Annotated in this window: 23 protein-coding genes and 2 tRNA genes; 13 read left to right on the forward strand and 12 right to left on the reverse strand. The window is 62.7% G+C overall.

What is annotated here, in order from left to right; translation table 11 throughout:
* Positions 1-14: 14 nt before the first annotated feature.
* A complete protein-coding gene (locus I6F37_RS13620; RefSeq protein WP_225151490.1) occupies positions 15-1,022 on the reverse strand; it encodes an L-threonylcarbamoyladenylate synthase in 1,008 nt (335 codons plus the stop codon).
* A gap of 50 nt (positions 1,023-1,072) precedes the next feature.
* On the opposite strand from I6F37_RS13620, the gene I6F37_RS13625 reads away from it, so the two are divergent.
* The 4 genes from I6F37_RS13625 (at position 1,073) to I6F37_RS13640 (ending at position 2,949) form a co-directional block, all read left to right on the forward strand.
* A tRNA-Pro gene (locus I6F37_RS13625) sits at positions 1,073-1,149 on the forward strand.
* Positions 1,150-1,292: 143 nt separating this feature from the next.
* Positions 1,293-1,784, forward strand: a complete 492-nt coding sequence (locus I6F37_RS13630; RefSeq protein ID WP_225128279.1) for a hypothetical protein — start codon at positions 1,293-1,295, stop codon at positions 1,782-1,784.
* The gene (locus I6F37_RS13635) at positions 1,781-2,365 is read left to right on the forward strand and encodes a hypothetical protein (RefSeq protein ID WP_225128277.1); all 585 of its coding nucleotides are present in this window, start codon (positions 1,781-1,783) and stop codon (positions 2,363-2,365) included. Before I6F37_RS13630 ends, I6F37_RS13635 begins: the two co-directional genes overlap by 4 nt.
* A gap of 11 nt (positions 2,366-2,376) precedes the next feature.
* Positions 2,377-2,949, forward strand: a complete 573-nt coding sequence (locus I6F37_RS13640) for a hypothetical protein (RefSeq protein ID WP_225128276.1) — start codon at positions 2,377-2,379, stop codon at positions 2,947-2,949.
* Here the strand turns inward: I6F37_RS13640 and I6F37_RS13645 are convergent.
* The 4 genes from I6F37_RS13645 to I6F37_RS13660 form a co-directional block, all read right to left on the reverse strand.
* On the reverse strand, positions 2,946-4,202 hold the full coding sequence (locus tag I6F37_RS13645) for a tyrosine-type recombinase/integrase (RefSeq protein WP_225128275.1): 1,257 nt from the start codon (positions 4,200-4,202) through the stop codon (positions 2,946-2,948). The two genes, I6F37_RS13640 and I6F37_RS13645, sit on opposite strands and share 4 nt — an antisense overlap.
* 624 nt (positions 4,203-4,826) lie before the next feature.
* The gene (locus I6F37_RS13650; RefSeq protein ID WP_225128274.1) at positions 4,827-5,564 is read right to left on the reverse strand and encodes a tyrosine-type recombinase/integrase; all 738 of its coding nucleotides are present in this window, start codon (positions 5,562-5,564) and stop codon (positions 4,827-4,829) included.
* The gene (locus I6F37_RS13655; protein ID WP_225128273.1) at positions 5,527-5,724 is read right to left on the reverse strand and encodes a hypothetical protein; all 198 of its coding nucleotides are present in this window, start codon (positions 5,722-5,724) and stop codon (positions 5,527-5,529) included. The genes I6F37_RS13650 and I6F37_RS13655 overlap by 38 nt, the downstream gene beginning before the upstream one ends.
* A 599-nt stretch (positions 5,725-6,323) precedes the next feature.
* The gene (locus tag I6F37_RS13660; protein WP_225128272.1) at positions 6,324-7,967 is read right to left on the reverse strand and encodes a recombinase family protein; all 1,644 of its coding nucleotides are present in this window, start codon (positions 7,965-7,967) and stop codon (positions 6,324-6,326) included.
* A gap of 1,203 nt (positions 7,968-9,170) precedes the next feature.
* Here I6F37_RS13660 and I6F37_RS13665 point away from each other — a divergent pair.
* Entirely contained in the window at positions 9,171-10,421 is a 1,251-nt protein-coding gene (locus I6F37_RS13665) for a site-specific integrase (RefSeq protein WP_225128271.1), read from the forward strand.
* A gap of 17 nt (positions 10,422-10,438) precedes the next feature.
* Here I6F37_RS13665 and I6F37_RS13670 read toward each other — a convergent pair.
* Together I6F37_RS13670 and I6F37_RS13675 are read right to left on the reverse strand one after the other, a co-directional pair.
* Positions 10,439-10,514: transfer RNA gene (locus I6F37_RS13670), tRNA-Ile, on the reverse strand.
* 336 nt (positions 10,515-10,850) lie between these two features.
* Positions 10,851-11,825, reverse strand: coding sequence for a tripartite tricarboxylate transporter substrate binding protein (locus I6F37_RS13675; protein ID WP_225151492.1), 975 nt, complete (start codon positions 11,823-11,825; stop codon positions 10,851-10,853).
* A 107-nt stretch (positions 11,826-11,932) separates the two neighbouring features.
* Here I6F37_RS13675 and I6F37_RS13680 point away from each other — a divergent pair, with 107 nt between their 5' ends.
* On the forward strand, positions 11,933-12,895 hold the full coding sequence (locus I6F37_RS13680; RefSeq protein WP_225151495.1) for a TAXI family TRAP transporter solute-binding subunit: 963 nt from the start codon (positions 11,933-11,935) through the stop codon (positions 12,893-12,895).
* A gap of 68 nt (positions 12,896-12,963) precedes the next feature.
* Here I6F37_RS13680 and I6F37_RS13685 read toward each other — a convergent pair whose 3' ends face one another.
* Positions 12,964-14,178 (reverse strand): ABC transporter substrate-binding protein, encoded by a 1,215-nt coding sequence (locus tag I6F37_RS13685; protein WP_225151497.1) that lies wholly within the window; start codon positions 14,176-14,178, stop codon positions 12,964-12,966.
* Positions 14,179-14,279: 101 nt separating this feature from the next.
* Positions 14,280-15,173 (reverse strand): helix-turn-helix transcriptional regulator, encoded by an 894-nt coding sequence (locus I6F37_RS13690; RefSeq protein WP_225135022.1) that lies wholly within the window; start codon positions 15,171-15,173, stop codon positions 14,280-14,282.
* Between the two features lie 282 nt (positions 15,174-15,455).
* On the opposite strand from I6F37_RS13690, the gene I6F37_RS13695 reads away from it, so the two are divergent.
* From I6F37_RS13695 to I6F37_RS13705, 3 genes are read left to right on the forward strand one after another with little or no spacing between them, the layout of a single operon-like run.
* A complete protein-coding gene (locus tag I6F37_RS13695) occupies positions 15,456-16,283 on the forward strand; it encodes a substrate-binding domain-containing protein (protein ID WP_036026620.1) in 828 nt (275 codons plus the stop codon).
* A 60-nt stretch (positions 16,284-16,343) separates the two neighbouring features.
* Positions 16,344-17,450 carry a molybdopterin-binding protein gene (locus I6F37_RS13700; RefSeq protein WP_225151499.1) on the forward strand — a complete coding sequence of 369 codons (1,107 nt, stop codon included), beginning with the start codon at positions 16,344-16,346 and terminating at the stop codon, positions 17,448-17,450.
* Between the two features lie 13 nt (positions 17,451-17,463).
* Positions 17,464-19,413: a molybdopterin biosynthesis protein gene (locus I6F37_RS13705; RefSeq protein ID WP_225135026.1), complete on the forward strand. Its 1,950-nt coding sequence runs from the start codon at positions 17,464-17,466 to the stop codon at positions 19,411-19,413.
* Positions 19,414-19,457: 44 nt separating this feature from the next.
* Here I6F37_RS13705 and I6F37_RS13710 read toward each other — a convergent pair whose 3' ends face one another.
* Positions 19,458-19,688 carry a hypothetical protein gene (locus I6F37_RS13710; RefSeq protein ID WP_225135028.1) on the reverse strand — a complete coding sequence of 77 codons (231 nt, stop codon included), beginning with the start codon at positions 19,686-19,688 and terminating at the stop codon, positions 19,458-19,460.
* 110 nt (positions 19,689-19,798) lie between these two features.
* On the opposite strand from I6F37_RS13710, the gene I6F37_RS13715 reads away from it, so the two are divergent.
* Entirely contained in the window at positions 19,799-20,098 is a 300-nt protein-coding gene (locus tag I6F37_RS13715) for a hypothetical protein (RefSeq protein ID WP_109145958.1), read from the forward strand.
* Between the two features lie 5 nt (positions 20,099-20,103).
* Here the strand turns inward: I6F37_RS13715 and mobA are convergent, their stop codons facing one another.
* Positions 20,104-20,760, reverse strand: a complete 657-nt coding sequence (mobA, locus tag I6F37_RS13720; protein WP_225151501.1) for a molybdenum cofactor guanylyltransferase MobA — start codon at positions 20,758-20,760, stop codon at positions 20,104-20,106.
* Complete coding sequence (gene fdhD / locus I6F37_RS13725) at positions 20,741-21,631, reverse strand: formate dehydrogenase accessory sulfurtransferase FdhD (RefSeq protein ID WP_225151504.1); 891 nt, start codon at positions 21,629-21,631, stop codon at positions 20,741-20,743. Before fdhD ends, mobA begins: the two co-directional genes overlap by 20 nt.
* 209 nt (positions 21,632-21,840) lie before the next feature.
* On the opposite strand from fdhD, the gene mobB reads away from it, so the two are divergent.
* Genes mobB through I6F37_RS13740 form a run of 3 tightly spaced genes read left to right on the forward strand, consistent with a single transcriptional unit; the run spans position 21,841 to position 23,915 of the window.
* Positions 21,841-22,368: a molybdopterin-guanine dinucleotide biosynthesis protein B gene (gene mobB, locus I6F37_RS13730; protein WP_036011416.1), complete on the forward strand. Its 528-nt coding sequence runs from the start codon at positions 21,841-21,843 to the stop codon at positions 22,366-22,368.
* A gap of 9 nt (positions 22,369-22,377) precedes the next feature.
* On the forward strand, positions 22,378-23,634 hold the full coding sequence (gene glp / locus I6F37_RS13735) for a gephyrin-like molybdotransferase Glp (RefSeq protein ID WP_225151507.1): 1,257 nt from the start codon (positions 22,378-22,380) through the stop codon (positions 23,632-23,634).
* A gap of 47 nt (positions 23,635-23,681) precedes the next feature.
* Positions 23,682-23,915: a sulfurtransferase TusA family protein gene (locus tag I6F37_RS13740; protein WP_036011410.1), complete on the forward strand. Its 234-nt coding sequence runs from the start codon at positions 23,682-23,684 to the stop codon at positions 23,913-23,915.
* The last annotated feature ends 41 nt before the right edge of the window (positions 23,916-23,956 follow it).

The raw sequence follows: 23,956 nt of genomic DNA on the forward strand, positions 1-23,956 counted from the left end.
CCTCGTCTCTTGCTTCAACGCGCTACCGCGGCGCGGCGCAGCCGGTCGTTGATCGCCTCGCCCAGACCATCTTCGGGAATCGGCATCACCGCAATCGCCCGCGGCGCTTTCGCATCGAGGCTGCGAAGATAGCCGAACAGATTGGCCGCGGCTTCATCGAGATCGGCGGTGGGCGACAAATTCATGACGGCCGAGGCGGCGTCAAGGCCGGGCAGGCGCTCCGGGCCGAACGCCAGCAGCGCTTCGCCCGGCGCGACCTCACGTGCATTGAGCCGCACATGGGCGCGCGGTGCGTAGTGCGAGGCCAGCATGCCCGGGGCCAGCGGCTGGCTGTCGTCGCTGCCAGCCTCCGCCGGCGGCCGCGTCAGCTTCGCGCCCAGCACCGCCTCGATCCGCTCGCGCGAGAGCCCACCGGGACGAAGCAGCATCGGCGCGTCGAAGCAGCCGACAATCGTGGATTCAACGCCGACCGTAACAGGCCCGCCGTCGATGATCAGGTCGATCCGCCCGGCAAGGTCGCTCTCGACATGCGCGGCCAGCGTCGGCGAGACGTGGCCGGAGATGTTGGCCGAGGGCGCCACCACGGCGCCGCCGAAGGCGCGCAGGATCGCCTGCGCGACGGGATGGGCGGGGATGCGGATCGCCACCGTGTCGAGGCCAGCGGTGGCGAGATCCGCCACCGTGCAGTCCTCGGCCTTCGGCACCACGAGCGTCAGCGGCCCCGGCCAGAACGCCTCCGCAAGCGCCAGCGCCCGCGCATCGAACCGCCCGATCCGCCGCGCGGCCTTGAGGTCCGCGACATGCGCGATCAGCGGATTGAACGCCGGCCGGCCCTTGGCGGCGTAGAGATGGGCGATCGCGACCGCATTGGCAGCATCCGCCCCGAGCCCGTAGACCGTCTCGGTCGGAAACGCGACCAGCCCGCCGGCCGCAAGTCGCCGGGCGGCGGCTTCCGCGCCGGCTTCGCCGGCCGGCAATATCAGCGTTTCGACACCCGTCTTCACAGGGATAAAATTCCTCATCTCGGCCGCTTGCAGTGCGTCAAGCCCGACGCTATAAGCCGCCTTCTTGTCGGAGTGTGGCTCAGCCCGGTAGAGCACTGCGTTCGGGACGCAGGGGTCGCAGGTTCGAATCCTGCCACTCCGACCAAGATTTCAACTACTTATAGTTTCCGGGGCGTCGTTCCGCAATGAAATGCGCAATGAAAAGCCTCTTGCCTCCGGGGATAACGCGCTCACGACCTCTTCCTCAAGCGTGGGTTGTGACATATCAGCTTCCGCAGGGAGGGCTGAGTGTCGAGTCCATTTCAGAGGATTGTTCTTTTAAATCGATTGGTTGCTCGGTCGATTTCAAAGGCTCCGAGCCACGCCAAAGTTCCGATCGTCTCCGGCAAGAGCATGTTCGACGCTCTCGAGGAGCGACGAAAAGCAGCGTGGGCTATTGAGTTTTTCGGAAAGTCAGAGACCGAGAGAGAGTCCGAAGAGACGGACGATGAGCGGAAAATCCGGTGCGCCGGATTGAACTTCATCTGGCTCCGAGATCTCAAGTCTCATACACGCGACGGTTTTCGATACTATCAGCTTCTGCTGGAATACGTTGATCAGCAAAAGACAACATTCTCCGTCGTCGACACGGCAAACTTGAACGGACGGGATATCTCCGGCCACGAAAATGAACGCGGGTGCGTGTCAGCCCATGTGGTCGTTCGCACCCCGGTCGTGGCCGTTGATAGCGGCGACTACCGATGTGTGATCGAAGTTGCACACTCAATAAACCGAAAATGATTGAGGATTTCCTGTGTCGGCAGCTTCGCCGATGGGCAACGCAGGACGAACTCTCATTTGACGTACCGGTGCCAGATCCGAAACGAGGAAATGTGCTCAAGCCCTACCGATTCAATCCCCGCCTGGAACTCCACGCCGATGTTGGACGGAACGTCGGGTTTGCCACTGGTCCAGGTGCTGAAATTTCCTATCTAATCTTTACCAAGAGCAAAGAAAAACAATCGATTGCCGGTAAAACCCATGTGATCAATGAGGAATTTGACGCCCAAGTTCAATTGAAGGTGTCCGCCAAGCAGGGACCAAACGACCCTAAAGCACGTTTCGAATGGATGAACGCCCTGCGAACCTACTACACACAGCGCGGGTACAAGATTAAGGTGTCATTCCGGCACGTAAACGGTGCGATGATCACCGGGTCGTTGCCGGATGCACTTGCCGGCGCTTCGGATCTGATGATCTGCACAAAAGATGTAATATCTCTCCAGGCAGCCAGAGAGTGGTACACGACAGTCAACCGCGATGTCGTGAAGCAGATGGAAGCCTTGCTGGACAAAGACTCGCTATGGAAAGGTCACGGATAGAGTATCTGGACGTGGAACAGGGCGGGACGCATTCGCGACTGCGCCTGCTTGCTCCTATCCGCTACCTTTCTATCCGTCATCCAGAGAAGCGCCGGTATGACGTGATCGTTCCATTATCCGTCGCACTGGTGGCATGGATCGTTTACGTAGGCGTCCAACCACGCGCCCCACTGTTCGGCGATGCTGGGTTATTGCGGTTTGCCAGAGACCTATTGATCATGGCTGTACCGTTTATGGTGGGGGCGCTGGCGGCAGTATCGATGGGCGCGCCAGGTAACAACATTGATCGAAGGCCAATGGGAGCTGAGCTTTGGCTGGACAATGACGCCCTGACTATGCGCCAATTCCTTTGCTTTCTGCTAGGTTATCTGAGCTTCTTGGGCCTTGTGACGCTATTCGCTGTCGTGGGCGCTGGCTTGATGAGGGACGCGGTTATCAGCTGGACAGCAAGTGCTCCGTTGGCTCGAACAGCGGTCTGGGCAATCGGTAGCTTGATCCTGTCTATGCTTTTATCGTTCTTGTCGGTGACTGTATTTTGGTCGCTCTATTTTCTGACAGACGTTGCTAACCGCAAGGGGAATTAGCGTCGTCCCCCAAACGCTTCGGCCGCCTCTTCCTGGAAATCTGGATGGTGATGGCCATAGTTGGCTTCCAGCTGCTCCACGGTCATCCCAAGCCAGCCAGCGGCTTCCCACATATCGACGCCAGCTTGCATGAGCCAAGTCGCGGCGGTGTGGCGCAAGGAGTGGCGAACCACATCATCGCCCAGTCCCGCATCCTCCAGAATTGCTTCCCAAGCCGACCTGATCTTGCCGGCAAGCGGCTGGCCATCGTGGATGCGGTTGACGATGAATCGTATCTGCTCGCCGTTCCTCATGACGCCCGCTGCTCTGAGTTCGGAGGAACGCTTCTCGTCGATCTTACGCCAGCGGACTAGGTGAGGGCGCAGCCGGCTGGCGATCTTCGCGGGCGGGCGTCGCTTCTTGGTCGACCGCTCCAAGGCTCCCTTGCCTTGGTACACCATCGCGTCCAGATTCATCCAAGGATGAGTCGTTGTCGATAGCCACTGTGTGCGGCGGATCGTCTCTTCGCGGCGCGCGCTGTAAATGCCGACCAACATGAAACGCGCCGCCGGATAGCGACGGCGGATGATCCACCGCTCACGTCTCAAAAGCTTGCCATCTTCACCACGCTTCCAGGTCTCTCGCTCATTGTCCCACACGTAACCAATCGCTGCTGCGAGTAAGCGAGCGGCTTCATTGCGTGTTAGCCACCGGTGACGCCCCTCCGCCTTTGGAGGCAGGGTGATCTTTGGGACCACGCTAAGTGTGTGTTCTGCGTGATAGACGTTGACCGCAGCCCGCAAATCCTCAAGTCGGCGTCGCGCGGTCTGATCTGAGACCGAGCTGTTGCGGGGCTTGATGCCTGCCTTTCTGTTGTTCTCGTTCGGCGTGCCAGTAGACCAGTCTACGAAATCACGACAGAGTTGGGCTTTGAGCTCGCTGACCGTCTTGTCGCCAAAGAAGGTGTTGAGGTCGAGCAAGCGAATGAGCAGCAGATCGTGTTGTGCCCACGCGCGTTGGTCGCTCTTATCCTTGGGGCGCTTTGCAATCTCGTAAGCAGTGAGAACATCAGCTATGGCGAGGGCGCCCGGGTCAGTGGCGCCGATTGTACTTGTATGTCGCCCGCCGATGTAGGTTTCGAGTGCCTTCGCAGCGCCATCAATGTCGTCGCGGCCGAAGCCTGTGCGGATCTGCCGGCCGCGGTCGAGGATGATCCAGGTCTCATCGTCGTCTCGGAACCAGAGTCGTGGTGGCTTGGCTTTGCGGCCCGGCATGACGGCTTGACCAGTTTGCGGATGGCGCGAGGTGTGGTCAAATCTTTGCCTGCCACTTTGGCAATTTCAAGAGTCCCAGTCGCTGCGGCCCTGCGCAACGATGATAAGGTCAATGGACCGTGCGGAAAAAATACGGTAACGGCCTCGATCAGCGTCATCACTTCGTCCTCCCCCCACTGTGCAGGATCGGGCCGGGCTTTGGCGCGAGCGAGTCTATCGATCTTACGCTTCGGCATATCTTGAACGCGGTACTTGTGAGTGCGCGAGGCCCTTCGGATCGGCCACCCGTCCAAGGTGTATGCGAAATCTGCTCTTCGAGAAGCGCGCCTCTCATTACATGCGGCAATTGGCGGTTCCCGAGTGCAAAACGGACAATTCGAGACTCTTAATCAGCGGGTCCCAGGTTCGAGCCCTGGTGCGCCCACCAAGCAAATCAAGCACTTACAGCAGTGCACGTCAGAACGGACCATTCGGTTTGACGTCCGGTTTGAGAAATCTGTTCATTGTCCGTACGCCGATGGCGGGATGGCTGCGCGTTACCGCAGCGGCTAGCTCGTTTCCGCGGCGGCGTGGAGCACTCTCTCACGCAGAAGCCTTGGCGACCGAGATCCCAATCCGTGGTTCCTACCCGTACACTTCGCTCAGCTTTTTGATCGCTGACTCCGCGAGTTCGAGCCGGCCACCCAGGTAGTGCGCGTCCAGAATCTCCTGCACGGTCTTCATCGAGTGGCCGGTGATCGAGGCGATCTCCGGCACCGAGCAGTTGGATAGCGCGAGGCGCGTAACAGCAGTGCCGCGCAAATCATGAAAGTGCAGGTCCTTCAAGGACGTTTTCTTAAAGGTCTTGTCCCAGCTCGTCCTGAAGCCGTCCTCCGTCCACGGCCGTCCGAACGAATTGACCAAAATGGTCACTGCAGAGCGCTTTTCCTTGAGCGCAGCATCAAGCGCCGCCTTTAGCGTCGGCCCCACCGGTATGGTTACACGGCGCCTGCCCTTGCTGCCGCGTCCCTTAGACTGACGCATCCGGATGTACGTGCCATCGTAGTCCTTCCAAGTTAGGCGCAGCAGGTCCCCTTGGCGCTGGCCCGTCCACAGTGCAAGCAGTAGAGCCGCCTGCAGCTCAACGGACGCAACGCTGCAGAAGGCCCGGATGTCCTCGGCGCTCCACACGATCTCCGATCGATCAGAGTCGTAAAGCCGCGCGCAAACGTTCACTGCGATCTTGCCGCGATCCTTCGCAACCGACAGAACACGCGCGATCGTTGTCCAAACGTAGTCCGCCTTGCGCGGCGTATCGGAGAATGAATCACGAAACTCTTTGAAGTCACCCCTCTTCGAGAGCGCCGATTGGCATCGATCCAAACTTGGCCTCGATGAGCTTGAGATATCCGTCGTAAGCGCGCTTACTCTTGTCGCCGAGATCTTTGTACTCGCTACAGTCCTTGAAGTAGTCGATGAGCGAGCTGAACGTCTCGGCAGTCTTCGTTGTGTACGACGACACTGCTTCGTTGTAGAGCCGCATAAACTCCGGTGTGCCGGGTTCCGCGTCAATGCGCGGGCCTCCTTTCCAAGCGTACCAGTAGGTCTTCGATGTACCGTCAGCGAGCTTTTTATGGACCAGTTGATCCCTTTCAGCCGCACTCGCATTCTGGGAAGCCTTCCATGCGTCGTATGGTGTTAGTTGAGCTTCAATCTTAGGCTGTAAACCAGATAGCCGGTCAAGGGCCGCGTCAATAGCTTTTCTATCCCATTTGCGTGGTTCCGGGAATCGGTCTAGGCATGATTCCGCGTCGAACCCATTCGGTGAACGCCGAAAGCGACTCGCAGCCAGCGTAAGCCGCAGCTTGTTTTTTTAGAGATGCCACGCGGCTCGGTCACCCTGTGCTCCACTGCTGTGAATGGCGCCGGATTGCGAGCAAACCCGAAAATGCGGCTGAACAAAGAGCGTCGGATCGGCTGTCGTATGTTCAGCCAGCCTGGCGTGGAAATCGGTCAGGGCATGATCACGGACTTGGAGTGGAACATGATGCGGCACGCGGCAAGAGCGAAGGCGCTCGAAATCTGGACAAGCTTCTAAATATTAAGAAGCACTGCTTTGCGGAGTTTTGTGCCTGCGTCTGATCAGCGCCGCGTGCGGGCGTTCTTGGTGTTGAGCTGCTTTGGTCTCGATCGCTTGTCCTGTGGTGCTGGCGCACAACGGTCTTTAAGTGTTACTAGCTTGGCGATCGCTCGAGCCAAAGCGTCAGGGGTATCGAAGCGAGCGATTCCACGGCGAACGCGAGCCCTCTCAGAAAAGTTTATGGTTCGTTTCGCTTTCCCGTCGGCCGACAGCAGCACGTAATCGAGCACTGACTCGTTATGCTCAGACAGCCTGATGGCGGCGATCCAGCCCTGAGGCAGGCGTGCCCTGCGCTTGATCGACCAATACGGCGCTCGATTTTGCCTTCCGCAGCAGAGGGCTGATCGAATTGAGATGTTGACCGATCCACGCACGCGCAAGTAATCGGTCCGGTTGCTAGAGATGATGCGACCACCAGCTTTCCTGATGGCCATGGCGATGTGAGAGCCGAGCTTGGCCTCTTGCTCTGCCCAGCGCGGGCGCGACTCGAGAAATGCATAGTTTCGCTTGGGAGTGTAGCCGATTAAGCGATACACGTTCATCATGCTGCCGAAGTGAGTTTGATAGGTGGAAGCGCAGGGAAGGCCGACCGTGCTGGCTATGATAGCAGAGCTCAGGCGCCCTTCCTTGAGCAGCGTTTTGCGTAGACGGGCAAGCATCTCCTCTTCAGTGATATCGACACGCCGTTCCTCAATGATCTTGTTTACTTTCAGGAAGACTTCGCGTTCGATGATCGGCTCGATACATCTCTCGCTGGTGATCCAAAGCTCGGGAGGATTGCAGGTGCAGGTCCGCCGCAGCTTGCGTGATCGGCGGTTGAAGGTCAGGTTTCCAATGTAGTTCTCGTTTCTAAGCACCATGTTAACCGCTGCGCGCGTCCACCGAACTCCCGTGCTCGTGAGTATGGCCCTCCGGTTTAGCTCCCGGGCGATAATCGCTTCCGACTTTATCTGCAGAAAGCGCTCGAAGATCCACTTGACCACGGCTACTTCCTCGGGAATGCCGGGGCGCACTCGGACGTGATCAGTCATGAGGTATTTTTGGTCACCGTTCTTCAGCACGCCTCGCGACCGCTGACTCTGATCGACAAGTTCTCGCAAGAGAGCATAACCAGGGCGACCTCCAAGCTTGAAGCCAAGTCGGGCGAACCGGCACTGCGCAGCGTGAACCTTCGCCGAAAGCTCACGACTGTACTCGGCCGCCATTACGCGCTTGATGTTTTTGATGATGCTGGAGAGCACGCTGCCGTCATTATCAAACTGCTCAGCACAATACACGATGTTGATGCCTGCCTGTTTGCACACGAATTCGTAATACGCGCTCTCATCGACGTCCTGAAAGCGGCCCCACCGGCTTACGTCATAGACCAGAATATGACCGAAATCGGCTGCTCCTGTTTGGACATCCTTGATGAGCTGTATAAGACCGGCCCTGTTCTTGATGAGCAGGCCGCTCTCTCCCTCATCGCGATAGGTTCGTACAATGGTCAGGCTATGGGCGTGCGCGTATGCTGCAATCACAGCAGCCTGATTCTGAATCGAGTATTGCTGCCGTTGTGTCGACATGCGGACATATTGTGCCGCTCTCATGCCGAGCTGCGATCGTACCGGATGAGCCTTATAGATCTCGAGCGCGTTGGCCATCATTCTCGCTCCCGAAAGTTACACCGGAGCAAATCAAACATCTATGCGACGCTTGCAGCAATAATTACATCAATTGAAGAAAATAGTCCCGCATCGCCGCCGGTATCGACGCAGTTGGGCGACCACCTCTCTTCGCAGCTCGCGTGCTAAGGAGCTCGTTCAAGGAGCATCTACAACGCCCAGCGGCGGAGGGCGCGATCCGGGAAAAGTATGTCTTCGGTGCGCCGTATAGTTAGCGCATTGGCGGTCTTATACTATGGCTGTATCAATCCTTCTCTGTAATCCGCAATAGATGGGAAGTGCATGTCTCGATCACTGCTCGGATAGGGTTTGAAAAAGCTGGTGCCAATGCCTGCTTTCTTCCAGCTCTGCTAGCAGATCACCGGCGGCTCCTCTGATCAGCCTCGTCTATTCTGGATGGCGCTTACGAGATAGACGCCTCACACCGCGCGTTGCAGGTGCGAGTGTTGGTATTATTCGGTCGCGCCAGCTCGGGTCCAAGCGTGGATCATCGAGGGCGCGACCAAGTAAGGCAACCATTTCGACTCACGCCTCACTACATTGAGACTGAGATTGAGGGCGCGCCTGGACGACAAACCATGGCATTGGTTTCTTAGCGGTGAGAAGCCCGAAACCAGACATTCCGTCGCGTCATCGCGATAGAGGCGGGCCGTCTGCTCAACCAAATGCCGATGATGTCGTCAGGCAAACGACTCTTCTTTTCGGCAGAGCCTCCCATGTTTTAACGCGCTGAATTCGAGTGCAGGAACCTGGCCTTTCGAGCAGCCTGCAGCCTCCTACCATGAGTGGCCGAATGGGAAAGACCCATTCCCACCGGAGCAGGTAATCGATGCTTGGAGCGCTTACCATCCAACGCGACTCTCGCTGATCCCGTCCAGGTACTTGCGCGATTGCACGATTAGCATGCCCGATCGTTCGATGAGCGAAGTGATGGCTTCATTTCGAGGCAGTCGTTTGCAAGGCTCGCCACACCGCACACGGTTACAGGTCCGAAAGGATCGAGCGCAACCTGAAATTACACCTGGTACTTCTGTTCGCCTTGCTGATGCCGTGAAGATCGCATTTCCTTTAGGGGAATGACGGTCGCGGGTTTGCGTCGCGAGCGCGATCGGAGTCAATTGATTATTCAGAAGATTGCCGGCAAAGATTTACAACGCTGGCTCATATAGAACGGATGAGAGAGCTATGCCGCGAAGAAGCAAGGGCGCCCGACTTCAGCTCAAGGCTGCCCGCCGAAACAAGAGCGGAAAGATCACTCACCAGCCAACCTGGATCATCAGAGACAACGGCCGGGATGTCAGCACAGGCTGCGCTGCAGATGAGATTGCGGCCGCGGAGGAAAAGCTAAGAGACTACATAAGCTCTAAACACACCCCGAAGCGACGAATTCGCCACATAGACGATATCGCTATTGCGGATGTCCTCTCGATTTATTTGGACGCGCAGCTGGACAAGCTTCGCGGTCGTTTCAAGGTCGATAGCGAGAGCGAAGATACGATTCCCGATATCCGCAAGTTCAAGAAGCGGATCGAACGGTTGAACGAGTGGTGGGGAGCAAAAATGCTGGGCGAGGTAAATGGGGAGGCATGTCGCTCGTACGCCAAGAAGCGCGGCAAAAGGGGAGGCGCGCGCAGAGACCTTGAAGACCTCCGCGCTGCCATTGGTCACCATGCAGGTGAAGGATATCATCGGGAAATCGTGAAGGTGTCGCTGCCTGAGAAGGGGCAACCCCGAGACAAGTGGCTGACGCGCAGCGATGCGGCCAAATTGGTTTGGACCTGCTGGCGCTATCGCGAAATGCAAAAAGGCTCTCGCCGACCGATGGAGGACGTGAAGGTCCCCACAAGCAAGCGTCCCCTTCGCCATCTTGCGCGGTTCATTTTGCTGGGCATCTACAGCGGAACCCGTGCGGGAGCTATCGCAGCCTCGTCTCCAATTCCGGCGATCGGTCGCTCCTATGTAGACCTGGAGCGCGGTCGCTACTACCGTCTGAAACAGGGCAGCGCCAAAACCAACAAGCGGCAACCGACGGTGCCCATCCCCTTTCGCTTGCTAGCTCATCTGCGGCGCTGGCATCGGATTAATCCAGAGGCGAAGCATTTCGTCGAGTACAACGGAAGGCCGATTACCTCGGTCAAAACGGCGTTCAAGAGTGCTGTGAGGCTTGCAGGGCTTGGTCCGGGCATCTCGCCTCACACTCTGCGACACACCGCGGCTACTTGGCTGATGCAGAGAGGGGCAGATCCTTGGCAGGCGGCAGGCTATCTCGGAATGTCGCTTGAGGTTCTGCTCAACACGTATGGCCATCACCATCCCGACTATTTGTCCGACGCCGTCGAGAAAATCGCCAAGCGCGAGCCCGCGGGCGAACGAAAAGCGGTCGTATCTGGTGCGGTTTCTGGTGCGGTGATTCCGATCAGACGAAACGGGGCCTGATAAGTTGCTGATTTTATTGGTGGGCCCGGCAGGACTCGAACCTGCAACCAGACCGTTATGAGCGGCCGGCTCTAACCATTGAGCTACAGGCCCCGCCGCGAGGCGGCCGCAGGTAGCGCGGCCGGCAACGGTGCGCGGTTCGTTTACAGGGCCTGAGGCGGGGGTGCAATGCTGGCGCTGGTGGATGGGAACGCCGGCACGGCATCATTGATAAATTTCGAATAACCGAAATTGGCGATGATGCCTGTATAACCCTGTTTTGCCCGACGAAGCAAACCGCATTTTCGCAGGTTTTTCGAGGTGGGCGGTAACCCATTGAAATCACTGGCCTCGTCTACTGTGCATGGGGTTGTTTTCGCAACTTTGTTTGAGAGGGCCTGTTGGCCCCCTCGAACATGGTGCGGCTGCGCTCGGCGGCACGGCCGCTGCCTAGTCCACCGAGACCCCGGCGAACTCGACCACCTTGCGCCACTTTGCGGTCTCGTCCGCGACCAGCTTGCCGAACTCGGCCGGCGTCATCGGCTTGGGGATGCCGCCAGTCTCGGCGAGCTTTGCCACCAGCTTCGGGTCCTTCAGCGCTTCGCCGACGGCCTTGTTGAGGATCTCGATCACCTCGGGCGGAGTGCCCTTCGGCGCGGAGATGCCGTAGAAGCCGACCGATTCGAAGCCCGGCACGGTCTCGGCGATCGCGGGCACGTCGGGCACGCTGGGCCAGCGCTGCGGCGAGGTCACCCCGAGCGCGCGGACGTTGCCGCCCTTCACCTGCTCCATCGCCGAGGGCAGATTGTCGAAGATCAGCTGCACCTTGTTGGAGATGATGTCGGGGAAGGCGATGGCCGAGCCGCGATAGGGCACGTGCACCATGTCGCACTTCGTCATCACCTTGAAAAGCTCCGCCGACATGTGCACCGAGGTGCCGTTGCCGGAGGAGGCATAAGAAATCTTGCCGGGATTGGCCTTGCAATAGTCGATGAACTCCTGAACCGATTTCGGCGGAAACGCGTTGGAGACGACCAGCATGTTGGTGAGCTGCATGATGCTGGCCACCGGGGTGGTGTCGCGCAAAAAGTCGAACGGCAGCTTCTTGTAGAGCGAGGTCGAGATCGCGTTGTTGGGCGCGACGAACAGCAGCGTGTAGCCGTCCGGCGGGGCGTTGATCGCCGCGGCCGCGGCGATGTTGCCGCCGGAGCCGGTGCGGTTCTCGACGATGAATTGCTGGCCGAGCCGCTCCGACAGCCACTGCGCCATGATCCGCGCCACGATGTCGACCGGGCCGCCGGGGGAAAAGCCGATCAGCCAGTGTACGGGACGATCGGGATAGGCTGCGGCGGCGGGAGGGGTAGCGCTGCAAAGACCGAACAGGACTGCGAGTCCGAAAACACCGTGACGCAAAATTCGCAACATGACACCTCCCATTGTTCTATTGTCGTTGCGCGGCATGCTTTCACAAAATCAGCGCGCTGCCTACACCGCCGCAAGTCGGTGTTGACGCAGGTCCGTCAGGGATGCCCATGAGATTCGCGAAGATCCTTCTCGGTGCGGCGCTGCTCGTCAGCCCCGCCGCCGCCCAGACCGGAGGCACGGTCATTCCGACCACGACGATCAGCTTGGGAACAGCGACGCCCCGCGGCGGCTTCCCGCTCTATGGCAACGCCTTCGCGGAGCTGATGAACGCGGCCGATCCGCAAATCATCATCGCCCCGCGCAACACCAAGGGCAGCAACGAGAACATCCCGCTCTTGGAAAAGGGCGAGCTCGATCTCGCACTGGTTGCGGGCGAGCCGGCCTATGAGGCCTTCGCCGGCATCGGCCGTGCGAAGGTAGCGCTGAAGATCCTCACCGCGATCTATTCCAACCCCGGCATGTTCGTGGTGCGCGCCGACAGCCCGTACACGACCCTCCGCGATCTCGTCGGTCAGCCCGTCGCGTTCGGCGCCAGGGGCTCCGGCCTGCCGATCCTGGCGCGCTATGTGCTCGATGGTCTCGGCCTGAAGCAGGACGAGGACTTCAAGGCTGTTTATCTCGACCGCGTCGGCGACGGCCCCGCGATGGTCGCGGACGGCCGCGTCGCCGCACTCTGGGGTGCCGGCATCGGCTGGCCCGGCTTTGCCGCCGTCGCTTCGAGCGCATCGGGCGCGCGCTTCATCGCGCCGAGTGCGGACGAGATCGCCCGCATCCGCGCCAAGCATGCGTTCCTCAAGCCGCTGACCGTGCCGGCCGGCTCCTACCCGAAGCAGACCGAGCCGATCGCCTCGCTCGGTTCCTGGAGCTTTATCCTCACGCGCGAGGATCTGCCCGACGACGTCGCTTACCGCCTCGCCAAGACGCTGCACGGCAATGAGGCGACGTTCTGCAAGAAGCTCGCCCAGGCCTGCGAGACCACCGCCGCGAACACGGTCGCGGCCGCGCCGAGGCCGGAGCTGATCCATCCGGGCGTAATGAAGTATTTTCGCGAGATCGGGGTGGTGAAGTAGCGAGTGGCGAATTGCGAATAGCGAATGGAAGCTTCCATTCGCTAGTCCCTATTCGCCACTCGCCAATCTCACTTCTTCACCAGCGGACAGGCCGGGTCCGGCGGGCCGAACGCCTTGTCGCCGGAAATCGTCGTTAGGATCTTGTAATAGTCCCACGGATATTTGCTCTCCTCCGGCGTCTTCACCTGCACCAGCCAGAGGTCGTGCACCATCAGATTGTCCTCGCGAAGCTTGCCGTTGCGGGCGAAGAAATCCTCGATCGGCTTCTCGCGCATCTTGGCCGCCACCTTCAGCGGATCGTCGGTGCCGGTCTCCTTGATGGCGTTAAGATAGTGCATCACGCTGGAATAGACGCCGGCCTGCCACATCGACGGCATTCGGTTCATCTTGGCGAAGTAGCGCTTCGACCATTCGCGCGTCTTGTCGTCCATGTCCCAGTAGAACGAGGTGGTCAGCAGCAGGCCTTGCGCCGCCTGTAGGCCGATGCCGTGGATGTCGGTGATCAGCGCCAGCAGCGCCGCCATCTGCTGGCCGCCCTTGAACACGCCGAACTCGGCGCCGGTCTTGATCTCGTTCATGTTGTTGGGGGGACCGGCGGCAATGCCGATGATCTTGGCCTTGGAGGCCTGCGCCTGCAGCACGAAGGAGGAGAGATCAGGTGTTGCCAGCGGCGGCCGCACCGAGCCCAGCACCTTGCCGCCATTGGCGGTGACGACGGCGGAAGCGTCGCGCTCCAGCGAATGGCCGAAGGCGTAATCGTCGGTGATGAAGAACCAGCTGTCGCCGCCGCGCTTGACCACCGCATCCGCAGTGCCGACCGCGAGCGCGCGGGTGTCGAACACCCATTGGATGGCGTAAGGCGAGCAGAACTTGCCGTGGAAATCGGCCGTGCCGGTGGAGTGGGTGATGAACAGCCGCTTCTTCTCGTTGGCGATCGTCTGCACCGCGAGCCCGACCGCCGAGACCGGCACGTCCACGATCAGATCGACCTGCTCGACGTCGAACCAGCGCCGCGCCAGCGAAGCGCCGATGTCCGCCTTGAGTTGGTGGTCGCCGATCACGACGCTGATCGGCTTGCCGAGCACCTTGCCGCCGAAATCGTCGATCGCCATTTGCGCCGCGGTCACCGAGCCCTGGCCGGTCGGCGCCGAGGCCGGGCCGTTCATGTCGGTGAGCACGCCGATCCTGACGACGTCGTCGGAAACCTGCGCCGACGCCGCGCCGGACAGCAGGGTCGCCAGCAAGGCGGCCGCGACGGGCACTCCAAATCTGATTGGGTTCACGCTCGTCCTCCCTGATCCGGCTCATTGGCCGGTGTTGCTTGTCCGGGTATGGCCCGGTCGAATTGGTTTCTTTTGCAACTATTAGGGGGCTGGCGTCAATGTCAGGCTGCGAAGCGGATCTGTCCTGCGGGGGAGGGATCGTAGCCGGTCAGCTCCTCCGCGCGCTGGCGCAGCCGCCGCTCGTTCAGGAAGCGAAGCAAGGCCTGCATGGCGGGGCGGAAATAGCTGCGCTGCCGCATCGCGAGGTCGAAATTCTCCCAGACCAGCGGCACGAAATCGAGACCGGCCGAGCGCGCCGCGGCGCGCGTTGCGATGCCGCAATCGGCCTGGCCGGCGCGAACCAGCTCGGCCAGATCCGGGCCGGTCAGCGCAGGCGTCTCGATCCGGCGCAGGTCCCGCATCGAGGCGCCGGCGCGCTTGAGCAGCACGTCGAGCAGCATCTGCGCGCCCGTGCCCTGTTGCCGCATCGCCATCCGGGCCCCGGCTGCGAGCACGTCGGTCAGGCTGTGCAGGTGCTTGGGATTGCCGTGCGGCAGCAGGAGACCCTCTTCGCGGCGCACGAACGCGATCAGCACCGCATCATGCAGGTCCGGCGTGGTCCGCAGCGCTTCGATGCTGGCATCGCTGGCGAAATTGTCGCCGGCGTCTAGCGCGTGGAAGTGCACCGCCGCAGCCATCACCTCATTGCGCTGCAAGCGCTCGAGCCCGCGCGCGCTGCCCTCGCTCATCGATCCGAGCCCCGAGCCGGACTCGCGCAGGCTCCAATCGAGCAGTTCGTCGTGGCTGCCGCCGACGACCGGCGGCGGCTCGGCGATCAACATGCCGGCCGGGCGCGCGAGGCCCGACAGGACCCAGAGGTCGAGCTCGTGCCGTGGGAACAGCCATTTCCCCGTCACCTTGCTGCAGGGAATCGCACCGGTGGTGACGAGCTCGTAAAGCTTGCGTTCGCCGAGCCGAAGGTAATCGGCGGCTTCGCTGGTGGTCAGGAATTCCATCCTGCATTCCTATGCAACTTCTTGCTTCTTTTTGACGTCCGACGCAGGTGGAATTCTGCATTTCAGATATTTGTCGCGGGGAACCATGCCCGATCATCTCGCTGCTTTGCAACACATCCGCACGCGCGATCTCTGCTTTGGTGAACGATCCTAAAGAGATCGCGCGCCCGGTGCGCCGCGATGAAGTTGCCGAAATTTCCCGGCCAGCAGCGCAAAAACGCGTCACGAGTGCGGCGCAATCGATCATCATCATGACGGCGTCAAACCTGAGGGAACCCGATCATGGGCCGCCTGTCCGTTGCACTTGCGCTTCTCTGCGGCCTTGCCGCAGGCGTTGCGGCTTCGGCCGCGGAGGACCGCAGCATCGTCCTCGCTTCGACGACGGCGACGCAGGAATCCGGGCTGCTCGACTATCTGCTGCCGATCTTCCGCGACAAGACCGGCATCGACGTCACCGTGATCGCGCGGCGCGCCGACGAAGTGCTCGATGGGGCGCGGCGGGGTGAGGTCGACGTCGTGCTGATGCACGCGCGGCCTCAGGAGGAGAAGTTCGTCGCCGACGGCTTTGGCGTGAAGCGCTACGACGTGATGTACAGCGACTATGTGCTGATCGGGCCGAAGAGCGATCCCGCGGGCGTAAAGGGCAAGGACATCGCGACGGCGCTGAAGGCGATCGAAGCCAAAGGCGCGCCGTTCGTGACGCGTGGCGATCGGTCGGGCACTCATGCCGCGGAGCTCGCGCTTTGGATCGTCGCCGGCATCGACATCGCGAGCGCCAAGGGCGCCTGGTATCGCGAGGCCGGGCCCGGCATGGCCGCATCGCTCGGGGCCGCGCGCGCCGCCAATGCCTATGTGCTTGCGGATCGCGGCAGCTGGATCGCGTTCAGCGATCGCGGCGATCTCGACATCGTCGTCGAAGGCGACCGGCGGCTGCTCAACCAATATGGTGTGATGCTGGTGAACCCTGCGAAGTTCCCGAACGTGAAGAAGGACCTCGCGCAGACCTTCGTCGATTGGCTGACCTCGCCGGAGGGGCAGACGGCGATCGCCGGCTACAAGGTGGACGGACAGCAGCTGTTCTTCCCCAATTCGGACAGGTCGGGCGGCTGAGGGGTGAGGCCGGCACCGCCGGCGGTTGCCAAACCGGACGATGCATGGTCCTCATGGCGCATGACCCAGCGCCTGCCGCCTTCACTCACGCCGCTCGACACCGCGCTCGCCGCGCTGCTGCGGGGCGTTGATCCCGTCGCGCCGATGGAGGTGCCGCTGGCGGACGCAATCGGCTGCATCGCGGCGGGTGCGCCGCTGCTTGCCGCCTATCCTTCGCGGGATGTTGCGGCCGTAGATGGTTGGGCGCTATCTGCCAACGATCTCGTCGGGGCGTCCGCTTACTCGCCCGTGCCGCTGGCAATGGCTCCTGCATGGGTCGAGGCGGGCGAGGCGATGCCGGCGGGATGCGACTGCGTGCTCGATGCCGACGCCGTGGAGACGTCGGGGCCGCTTGCCCAGGTGCTCGCAGAGGGCGCGCCGGGGCAGGGTGTCAGGCGCGCAGGCAGCGACATCACCGCGCGCAGGGCCGTGGGGGACGCCGGCCATCCCATCCGTGCGGCGGACCTGTTGCTGGCGCGTGTGGCGGGCGTGGAGAAAATCGCCGTGAGGCGGCCGCGGCTGCGCATCGTCAATGTGCCGGGCGGAACGGTCACGGCGCCTATGATTGCCGGGATCGCGCACACAGCGGGACTGGATGTGGAAACGCGTCCAGTGCGTGCGCGCGATGCAGCGTCGATTGCCGATGTGCTCGATGCGTCCTCCTGCGATGTCCTCCTGACCATCGGCGGTAGCGGCGTCGGCCGCCAGGACGCCGCCGTCACCGCCCTGGCCCGGCGCGGCGAGGTGATGGCGCACGGCCTTGCGCTGCAGCCGGGGCGCACCGCGGCGGTCGGACGGCTGGGACGGGTTCCCGTCATCGCCTTGCCCGGCTCGCCCGATCAAGCGCTTGCAGCTTGGCTTGCACTCGCGCTGCCGCTCGCGGACCGTTTGTCGGCGCGTCGGCCGCGTCGAAAAGTGTCGCTGCCGCTTGCGCGAAAGATCGCCTCCAGCGTCGGCATCACGGAGATCGCTCTGCTGGCTGAGGAACATCGTGCCTGGATGCCGCTTGCCGTGGGCGAATGGCCGCTTCAGGCCATCGCCCGTGCGGACGCATGGCTGCTCATTTCCGCCAGCGACGAGGGATTTGCGGCAGGTGCGCCGATCGATGCGTATCTGATGCGGGCGTGATAAGGGTTCTGGCATGACGATGATCCCGAAATCACCGGACCGCAGCGCGCTCGAGCAGGAGCAGTTCCTCAAGATCCTGTCGCGCGAAGAGGCCTTGGCGCGCTTCGAGGCGGCCTTGTTCCCGCGCGCGCTTCGAACTGAAACGCGCAAGCTCGCAGCCGCGCTGGGCGCTGCCCTCGCCGAAGATATCACGGCAACGATCGACGTGCCGCCGTTCGACCGCTCCAATGTCGACGGCTTTGCCGTGCGCTCCGCCGACCTTGCGGCGGCCGGCGAGGGCGCGCCCGTGCGCCTCGCGCTGAATGGCGAGACCGTTCATTGCGGGACCGCGCCGACGCTGCAGGTGGCGGCCGGAACCGCAACGGCGATCGCCACCGGCGGTCCGTTGCCGCGCGGCGCCGATGCCGTGGTGATGGTCGAGCACACCCAGCCGGCCGGCCAGGATGCGATCGATGTCCGTCGCGCCGTCTCGCCGGGGCAATTCGTCTCGTATGCCGGGTCCGACATTGCGCGGGGCGAGGCGCTGCTGCGCGCCAGCACCATCATCGGCTCGCGCGAGATCGGCATGCTGGCGGCTTGCGGCATCGCCGAGGTGGGTGTCGCGCGCAGGCCGCGGGTTGCCGTGATCTCCACCGGCGACGAGCTGGTTCAGCCCGGCGAGGTGCTTGGGCCCGCCGAGATTTACGATACCAACGGCGCCATCGTCGCGGCCGCGGTCGACGAAAACGGTGGCGAGGCCGTCTTCCTTGGCGCTGTTCCGGACGACGAAGCCAGGCTCGAAGCCGCCATGCGCAACGCGCTTGCGGAAGCCGACATGCTGGTGCTCTCGGGCGGCACGTCGAAAGGCGCGGGCGACCTCTCTCATCGCATCATCAGCCGGCTCGGCGCACCCGGCATCATCGCCCATGGCGTCGCGCTCAAGCCCGGCAAGCCGTTGTGTCTTGCGGTGTGCGACGGCAAGCCTGTCGTGATCCTGCCGGGTTTTCCGACTTCGGCGATGTTCACCTTGCACGACATGATCGTGCCGGTGCTGCGCCGGATGGCCGGACTGCCGCCGCGCTCCGATGCCAAGGTGAACGCAACGGTGCCGGTGCGCATCGCTTCCGAGCTCGGCCGCACCGAATTCGTCATGGTCTCGCTGGTTGAGGGCAGGGAGGGCCTCATCGCCTATCCCTCCGGCAAGGGATCTGGTGCGATCACGTCCTTTGCGCAGGCAGACGGCTTTCTGCGCATCGATGCACTTGCCGACCAGATGCCGGCCGGCACCGAAACCGAGGTAACGCTGTTCACGCCTCATGTGCGCGTGCCGGATCTCGTCATCGTCGGCAGCCATTGCACCGGCCTTGATCTCGTCACGGCACAGCTCGCGCATGCTGGTCTCACCGTGCGCTCGATCGCGGTCGGCAGCCTCGGCGGGCTTGCAGCAGCCAAACGTGGCGAATGCGATCTCGCGCCGATCCATCTGTTCGACGATCGCAGCGAGACCTACAACACGCCCTATCTCGTCGAAAGTCTCGAGCTCGTGCCAGGCTGGCGGCGGATGCAGGGCATCGTCTTCCGCAAGGACGACAAACGTTTCGAAGGCCTTGGTGCAAAGGACGCCGTTGCGGCGGCGCTCGCTGATCCCGCCTGCATCATGGTCAACCGCAACCAGGGCGCCGGCACCCGCATCCTGATCGACCGGCTGCTCGGCGGCGCGCGGCCGGAAGGCTACTGGAACCAGCCGCGTTCGCACAATGCGGTGGCGGCGGCCGTCGCGCAGCACCGCGCCGACTGGGGCATGACCATTGCGCCGGTCGCCCATGCGGCCGGCCTCGATTTCATTCCGCTCGCCGAAGAGCATTATGACTTCGCGGTGGTGAGTGCGCGAAAGCAACGGCCGGCAGTGCAGGCGTTTCTCGACGCACTCGGCTCGAACGAGGTACGCGCGTCGCTCGCGCGAGCGGGCTTCCGGCCCGCATAGACGAGGGACCACGACGCGGCGTTCGAGCCATGAGAGGTCTACGGCTACGATGCCTGGTCGGTACGGCTGGCGGCCTGAGCGGCCTGCTCTCGCTTGCGCTCACGATCCTCGGCCTCGGCAAGCGCGCGCTGCGCGGCGGGCGGCAGCGGCTTCGGATCCGGCGGCACCTCGACGATGTCAGGCTTGCTCAGCTGCCTCGTGCGATCGATCGTCTCGGAGAGATCGAAGACGAAGTCGACGAATTCGAAGATCGTATTCAAGAGAGGGGCGGCCATGGCTTCGTCCGGGGAATGTCCAGACCTGTGGTCGCTCCCGTTCCAGGTCCGGTTCAAGAGGTCATGAACTTGGCGGGGCGCCGCAGCGACCAAGGAACATGAGCCAGGTCATGACTGCATCGACGCCCCTCAATTTCCGCAAGATCGCTGCTCTCGTCGCGGCGGCCGGAACGCTGTTCTGGCTCTACACCTTCCATTACATCGCGAATGTCCCGCCCGGAGACGGCAGCGGCTTTCAATGGCTCGCGGTGTTTCCGCTGGGCATGGTCTTCGGGGCGTTCTTCCTGCCGGCCTGGGTGCTCGTTGCGATCGGCCGTTTGCCGCGCTTCACCACTGCCGTCGGCATTTGCGGCCTGATCGCCTTCGCGATCATCTGGGCGCAGCTTCTCAACGAGTTTCCGAAATCATAGAGTCGCTAGGATGCGTCATCCAGCGCCGCCAGCCGCTCGGCCTCGGCAATGTCCTCGACCGTGTTGGCATTGAAGAACGGATCGAGCGGCTCGTTCGGCCAGGTCACCGTCGCAAGCGGATAGCGCGCGGTCCAGCGGTCGATCTTGCGGAGGTCTTCGTCCACGAGCGCGTGGCGCAGCTCCTCGCGCAAGGCGACGCGCCACAGGCCGATCACCGGATGCGACTGCTCGCCTGACGCGGCGACCGCAAGCTGCGCATTCTCACGCGCGCGCGCCTCATGCAGGCGCGCGACGAGGTCGCGCGGCAGGAACGGGCAATCGCCGGCGGCGCTGAGCACCCATTCGATCTCCGGCCGGTTCGCCGCGGTCCAGTCGAGCGCCGCGAGGATGCCGGCGAGGGGACCCGGGAAGCCGGGCACGTCGTCGGCGACGACCTGCAAGCCGTACGCGGCAAAGCGGGCGGGATCGCCGTTGGCGTTGAGGATCAGTCCGCTGCACTGGGGCGCAAGGCGCGCGATCACGCGTTCCAGAATGGTGCGGCCGCCGATGGTGCGCATCGGCTTGTCGCCGCCGCCCATGCGCCGCGCCAGCCCGCCGGCGAGCAGCACGCCGACAGTCGGCGGAACATGCGCCGCGGACAGGTCAGTCGTCACCGCCCTCACCCTTGCGCTTGTGCTTGGCCGATTCCTCTTCGACATAAGCGAGGTTCTGGTCGTAGACGATGCGCTCTTCGCCGGCGAGCACGATGAAGCGTTTGCCGCGGGTGCGCCCGACCAGCGTCAGGCCGACCTGCCGTGCCAGATCGACACCCCAGGCGGTGAAGCCGGAGCGCGACACCAGGATCGGAATGCCCATTCGGACGGTCTTGATCACCATCTCTGAGGTGAGGCGCCCCGTGGTGTAGAGGATCTTGTCGGAGGCGTCGACGCCGTGGCGGTACATCCAGCCCGCGATCTTATCGACGGCGTTGTGGCGGCCGACGTCCTCGGTGTAGCAGAGCGGGGTGCCCTCCTTGCACAGCACACAGCCGTGGATCGCGCCGGCCTCGAGGTACAGAGAGGGCATGGTGTTGATGGTCTGCGTCATCTGGTAGAGCCAGGAGGTGCGCAGCTCCGCCTTCGGCAGTGCGACGCTTTCGACCGCTTCCAAGAGGTCACCGAAGGCGGTGCCCTGCGCGCAGCCGGAGGTCTGCGTGCGCTTCTTCAGCTTGGCTTCGAAATTGGTGTGGTGTGAGGTGCGCACGACGACCACCTGGAGGTCGTCGTCGTATTCGACCTCGGTGACCACGTCGTTATATTTCAGCATGTTCTGGTTCAGCAGATAGCCGAGCGCCAGATATTCCGGATAGTCGCCGATCGTCATCATGGTGACGATCTCCTGGGCGTTCAAATAGAGCGTCAGCGGCCGCTCCATCGGCACCTTGATCTCGACCCTGGCGCCGGTCTGGTCGGTACCGGTCACGCTCTGGGTCAGGCGCGGGTCGTCCGGGTTGGGAATGATCAGAGGCACCGGGGCTTTGTCGATCTTCATCATGGCGGCGAGGTTAGCATGACATTCGGGTCAAGCCGATATATGCATGGCGGGGAGAGAGCGAAATGCCTTGGCTCGTCATTGCGAGCGCAGCGAAGCAATCCAGGATCTTTCCGCAGCGGCAGTCCGGATTGCTTCGCTCCGCTCGCAATAGGAGGGGAGGGGATGGTGGTTCCATCGGCGAGCGCTGGTTGCTGGAAAAGAGAGCTGGAATGAAAGTCATCGGCCTTGCAGGCTGGAGCGGTGCGGGCAAGACCACGCTGTTGACGCGGCTGATCCCGCATTTCAACGCGCAGGGCCTGCGCGTCTCCGTGATCAAGCATGCGCATCACCAGTTCGACGTCGACGTGCCCGGCAAGGATTCCTGGCGCCATCGCGAGGCCGGCGCGGCGGAGGTTCTGGTGGCCTCGTCGAAACGCTGGGCGCTGATGCATGAGCTGCGCGGGGCGGCGGAGCCGCGGCTGCCGGAGCTGCTCGACAAGCTCTCCGCGGTCGATCTCGTCGTCGTCGAGGGCTTCAAGCGCGAGCCGCATCGCAAGATCGAGGTGCATCGTGCCGCCAACGGCAAGCCGCTGCTGTTTCCGGACGATCCCGGAATTGCCGGGATTGCGACCGACGTCGCGATTGACACGAGGCTCCCGACTGTCCATCTCGACGATATCGAAGGCGCGGCGGCATTGATGCTACGGGCGGCGATGCCGGTCGAGGAAGCGGTAGCAAGAAGCGCCGCGACGCGCTGACGAGGCACCATGGCGCAACTGTCGGACGATTGCTTTGCCTTCGGCGGCCCGATGATGTCGGTCGACGAAGCCGTCGGCCTCATCACGACGCGCGTCAACGCCATCGTCGATCTCGAGACGGTGGCGCTGGTCGATGCCGACGGGCGCGTGCTCGCGCGCGATGTGGCCGCGCCTTTGCCGCTGCCGCCGTTCACCAACTCCGCCGTCGACGGTTACGCCGTGCGCAACGCCGACCTTCCGGCAAGCGCAGAGCAGGCCTTCCCGCTCGACGGCCGCATCCAGGCCGGCGGCCTTGCGGAAGCGCCGATCAAGCCCGGCCACACCGCGCGCATCTTCACCGGCGCCCCGATGCCGCCGGATGCGGAGACCGTCTTCATGCAGGAGGACGTCCGCATCGATGCTTCAGGCAGGATCGTGCTGCCGCCGGGGCTGAAGCGTGGGGCCAATGTCCGGCCCGCAGGCGAGGACATTCCCCAAGGTCAGGTCGCGCTGCGCGCCGGCCAGCGCCTGCGGCCGCAGCATGTCGCCCTTGCCGCCGCGTTCGGCCTGACAAGGCTCGACGTCGTCAGGCGCATCCGTGTCGCCGTGTTCTCGACCGGCGACGAGCTCGCCTCGCCCGGCGAGCCGCGCGCCGCCTCGCAATTGTTCGATTCCAACCGCTTCATGCTGATGGCGATGCTGCGGCGGCTGGGCTGCGAGGTCAGCGATCTCGGCATTCTGCGCGATGAGCGAGCGTCGCTGGCGCGCGGCCTGAAGCAGGTCGCAGGCGACCATGACCTGATCCTCACCACCGGAGGCGTCTCGACCGGCGAGGAGGATCACGTCAAGGCGGCGGTGGAGAGCATCGGCTCGCTGGTGCTGTGGCGGATGGCGATCAAGCCTGGCCGTCCCGTGGCGATGGGCATCATCGACGGCACGCCGTTGATCGGACTGCCCGGCAATCCCGTCGCGAGCTTCGTGACATTCGTCCACGTGGTGCGCCCGACGGTGTTGGCGCTGGCGGGCGCCTTGCCGGAGCCGCTCTTGGCGATCCCGCTGCGCGCGGCGTTCACCTACAAGAAGAAGTCCGGCCGACGTGAATATGTGCGCGCCTCGCTGCGGCGCGCGCAGGACGGCGGGCTCGAGGCGATCAAGTTCCCGCGCGAAGGGGCAGGGCTCCTATCCTCGCTGGTCGAGACCGATGGCCTCGTCGAACTCGGCGAGAACATTACGAATGTCGAGCCGGGGCAGGATGTCGGCTTCCTGCCCTACGCCAGCCTGATCTGATGCCTCCTAACGTTGACGCAGCCGCTCCGCCTCGCCATGGTGCGGCCATGACCAGGACGACACTCGATCTCACCGGGCTGAAATGCCCGCTGCCGGCCCTCAAGACGCGCAAGGCGCTCAAGCCGCTCAAGGCAGGCGACCAGCTCGAAGTTCACTGCACCGATCCGCTCTCGGTTATCGATATTCCCAATCTGATCCGCGAGACCGGCGACAAGGTCGAGATCACCGAGCGCAACGAGGCGCGCATCGTGTTCCTGGTCGAAAAGAGCGACGCCCCGTAGAAAGGCGAATGTTCACGGCGGCGGCCTTTGCGCTCCGCCGC

It is taken from the genome of Bradyrhizobium sp. NBAIM08 (assembly GCF_020193935.1).
GTDB lineage: Bacteria > Pseudomonadota > Alphaproteobacteria > Rhizobiales > Xanthobacteraceae > Bradyrhizobium > Bradyrhizobium yuanmingense.

Bases quoted from the DNA above. Each gene is read 5' to 3' on its own strand.
- I6F37_RS13655 (WP_225128273.1), bottom strand. From the start codon at position 5,724: ATGCGGCTCTACAACGAAGCAGTGTCGTCGTACACAACGAAGACTGCC.
- I6F37_RS13700 (WP_225151499.1), top strand. From the start codon at position 16,344: ATGACCCAGCGCCTGCCGCCTTCACTCACGCCGCTCGACACCGCGCTC.
- I6F37_RS13715 (WP_109145958.1), top strand. From the start codon at position 19,799: ATGACTGCATCGACGCCCCTCAATTTCCGCAAGATCGCTGCTCTCGTC.
- I6F37_RS13740 (WP_036011410.1), top strand. From the start codon at position 23,682: ATGACCAGGACGACACTCGATCTCACCGGGCTGAAATGCCCGCTGCCG.
- fdhD (WP_225151504.1), bottom strand. From the start codon at position 21,631: ATGATGAAGATCGACAAAGCCCCGGTGCCTCTGATCATTCCCAACCCG.
- glp (WP_225151507.1), top strand. From the start codon at position 22,378: ATGGCGCAACTGTCGGACGATTGCTTTGCCTTCGGCGGCCCGATGATG.
- I6F37_RS13620 (WP_225151490.1), bottom strand. From the start codon at position 1,022: ATGAGGAATTTTATCCCTGTGAAGACGGGTGTCGAAACGCTGATATTG.
- I6F37_RS13660 (WP_225128272.1), bottom strand. From the start codon at position 7,967: ATGATGGCCAACGCGCTCGAGATCTATAAGGCTCATCCGGTACGATCG.
- I6F37_RS13710 (WP_225135028.1), bottom strand. From the start codon at position 19,688: ATGGCCGCCCCTCTCTTGAATACGATCTTCGAATTCGTCGACTTCGTC.
- mobB (WP_036011416.1), top strand. From the start codon at position 21,841: ATGAAAGTCATCGGCCTTGCAGGCTGGAGCGGTGCGGGCAAGACCACG.
- I6F37_RS13645 (WP_225128275.1), bottom strand. From the start codon at position 4,202: ATGCCGGGCCGCAAAGCCAAGCCACCACGACTCTGGTTCCGAGACGAC.
- I6F37_RS13635 (WP_225128277.1), top strand. From the start codon at position 1,781: ATGATTGAGGATTTCCTGTGTCGGCAGCTTCGCCGATGGGCAACGCAG.
- I6F37_RS13665 (WP_225128271.1), top strand. From the start codon at position 9,171: ATGCCGCGAAGAAGCAAGGGCGCCCGACTTCAGCTCAAGGCTGCCCGC.
- I6F37_RS13695 (WP_036026620.1), top strand. From the start codon at position 15,456: ATGGGCCGCCTGTCCGTTGCACTTGCGCTTCTCTGCGGCCTTGCCGCA.
- I6F37_RS13680 (WP_225151495.1), top strand. From the start codon at position 11,933: ATGAGATTCGCGAAGATCCTTCTCGGTGCGGCGCTGCTCGTCAGCCCC.
- I6F37_RS13690 (WP_225135022.1), bottom strand. From the start codon at position 15,173: ATGGAATTCCTGACCACCAGCGAAGCCGCCGATTACCTTCGGCTCGGC.
- I6F37_RS13705 (WP_225135026.1), top strand. From the start codon at position 17,464: ATGACGATGATCCCGAAATCACCGGACCGCAGCGCGCTCGAGCAGGAG.
- I6F37_RS13675 (WP_225151492.1), bottom strand. From the start codon at position 11,825: ATGTTGCGAATTTTGCGTCACGGTGTTTTCGGACTCGCAGTCCTGTTC.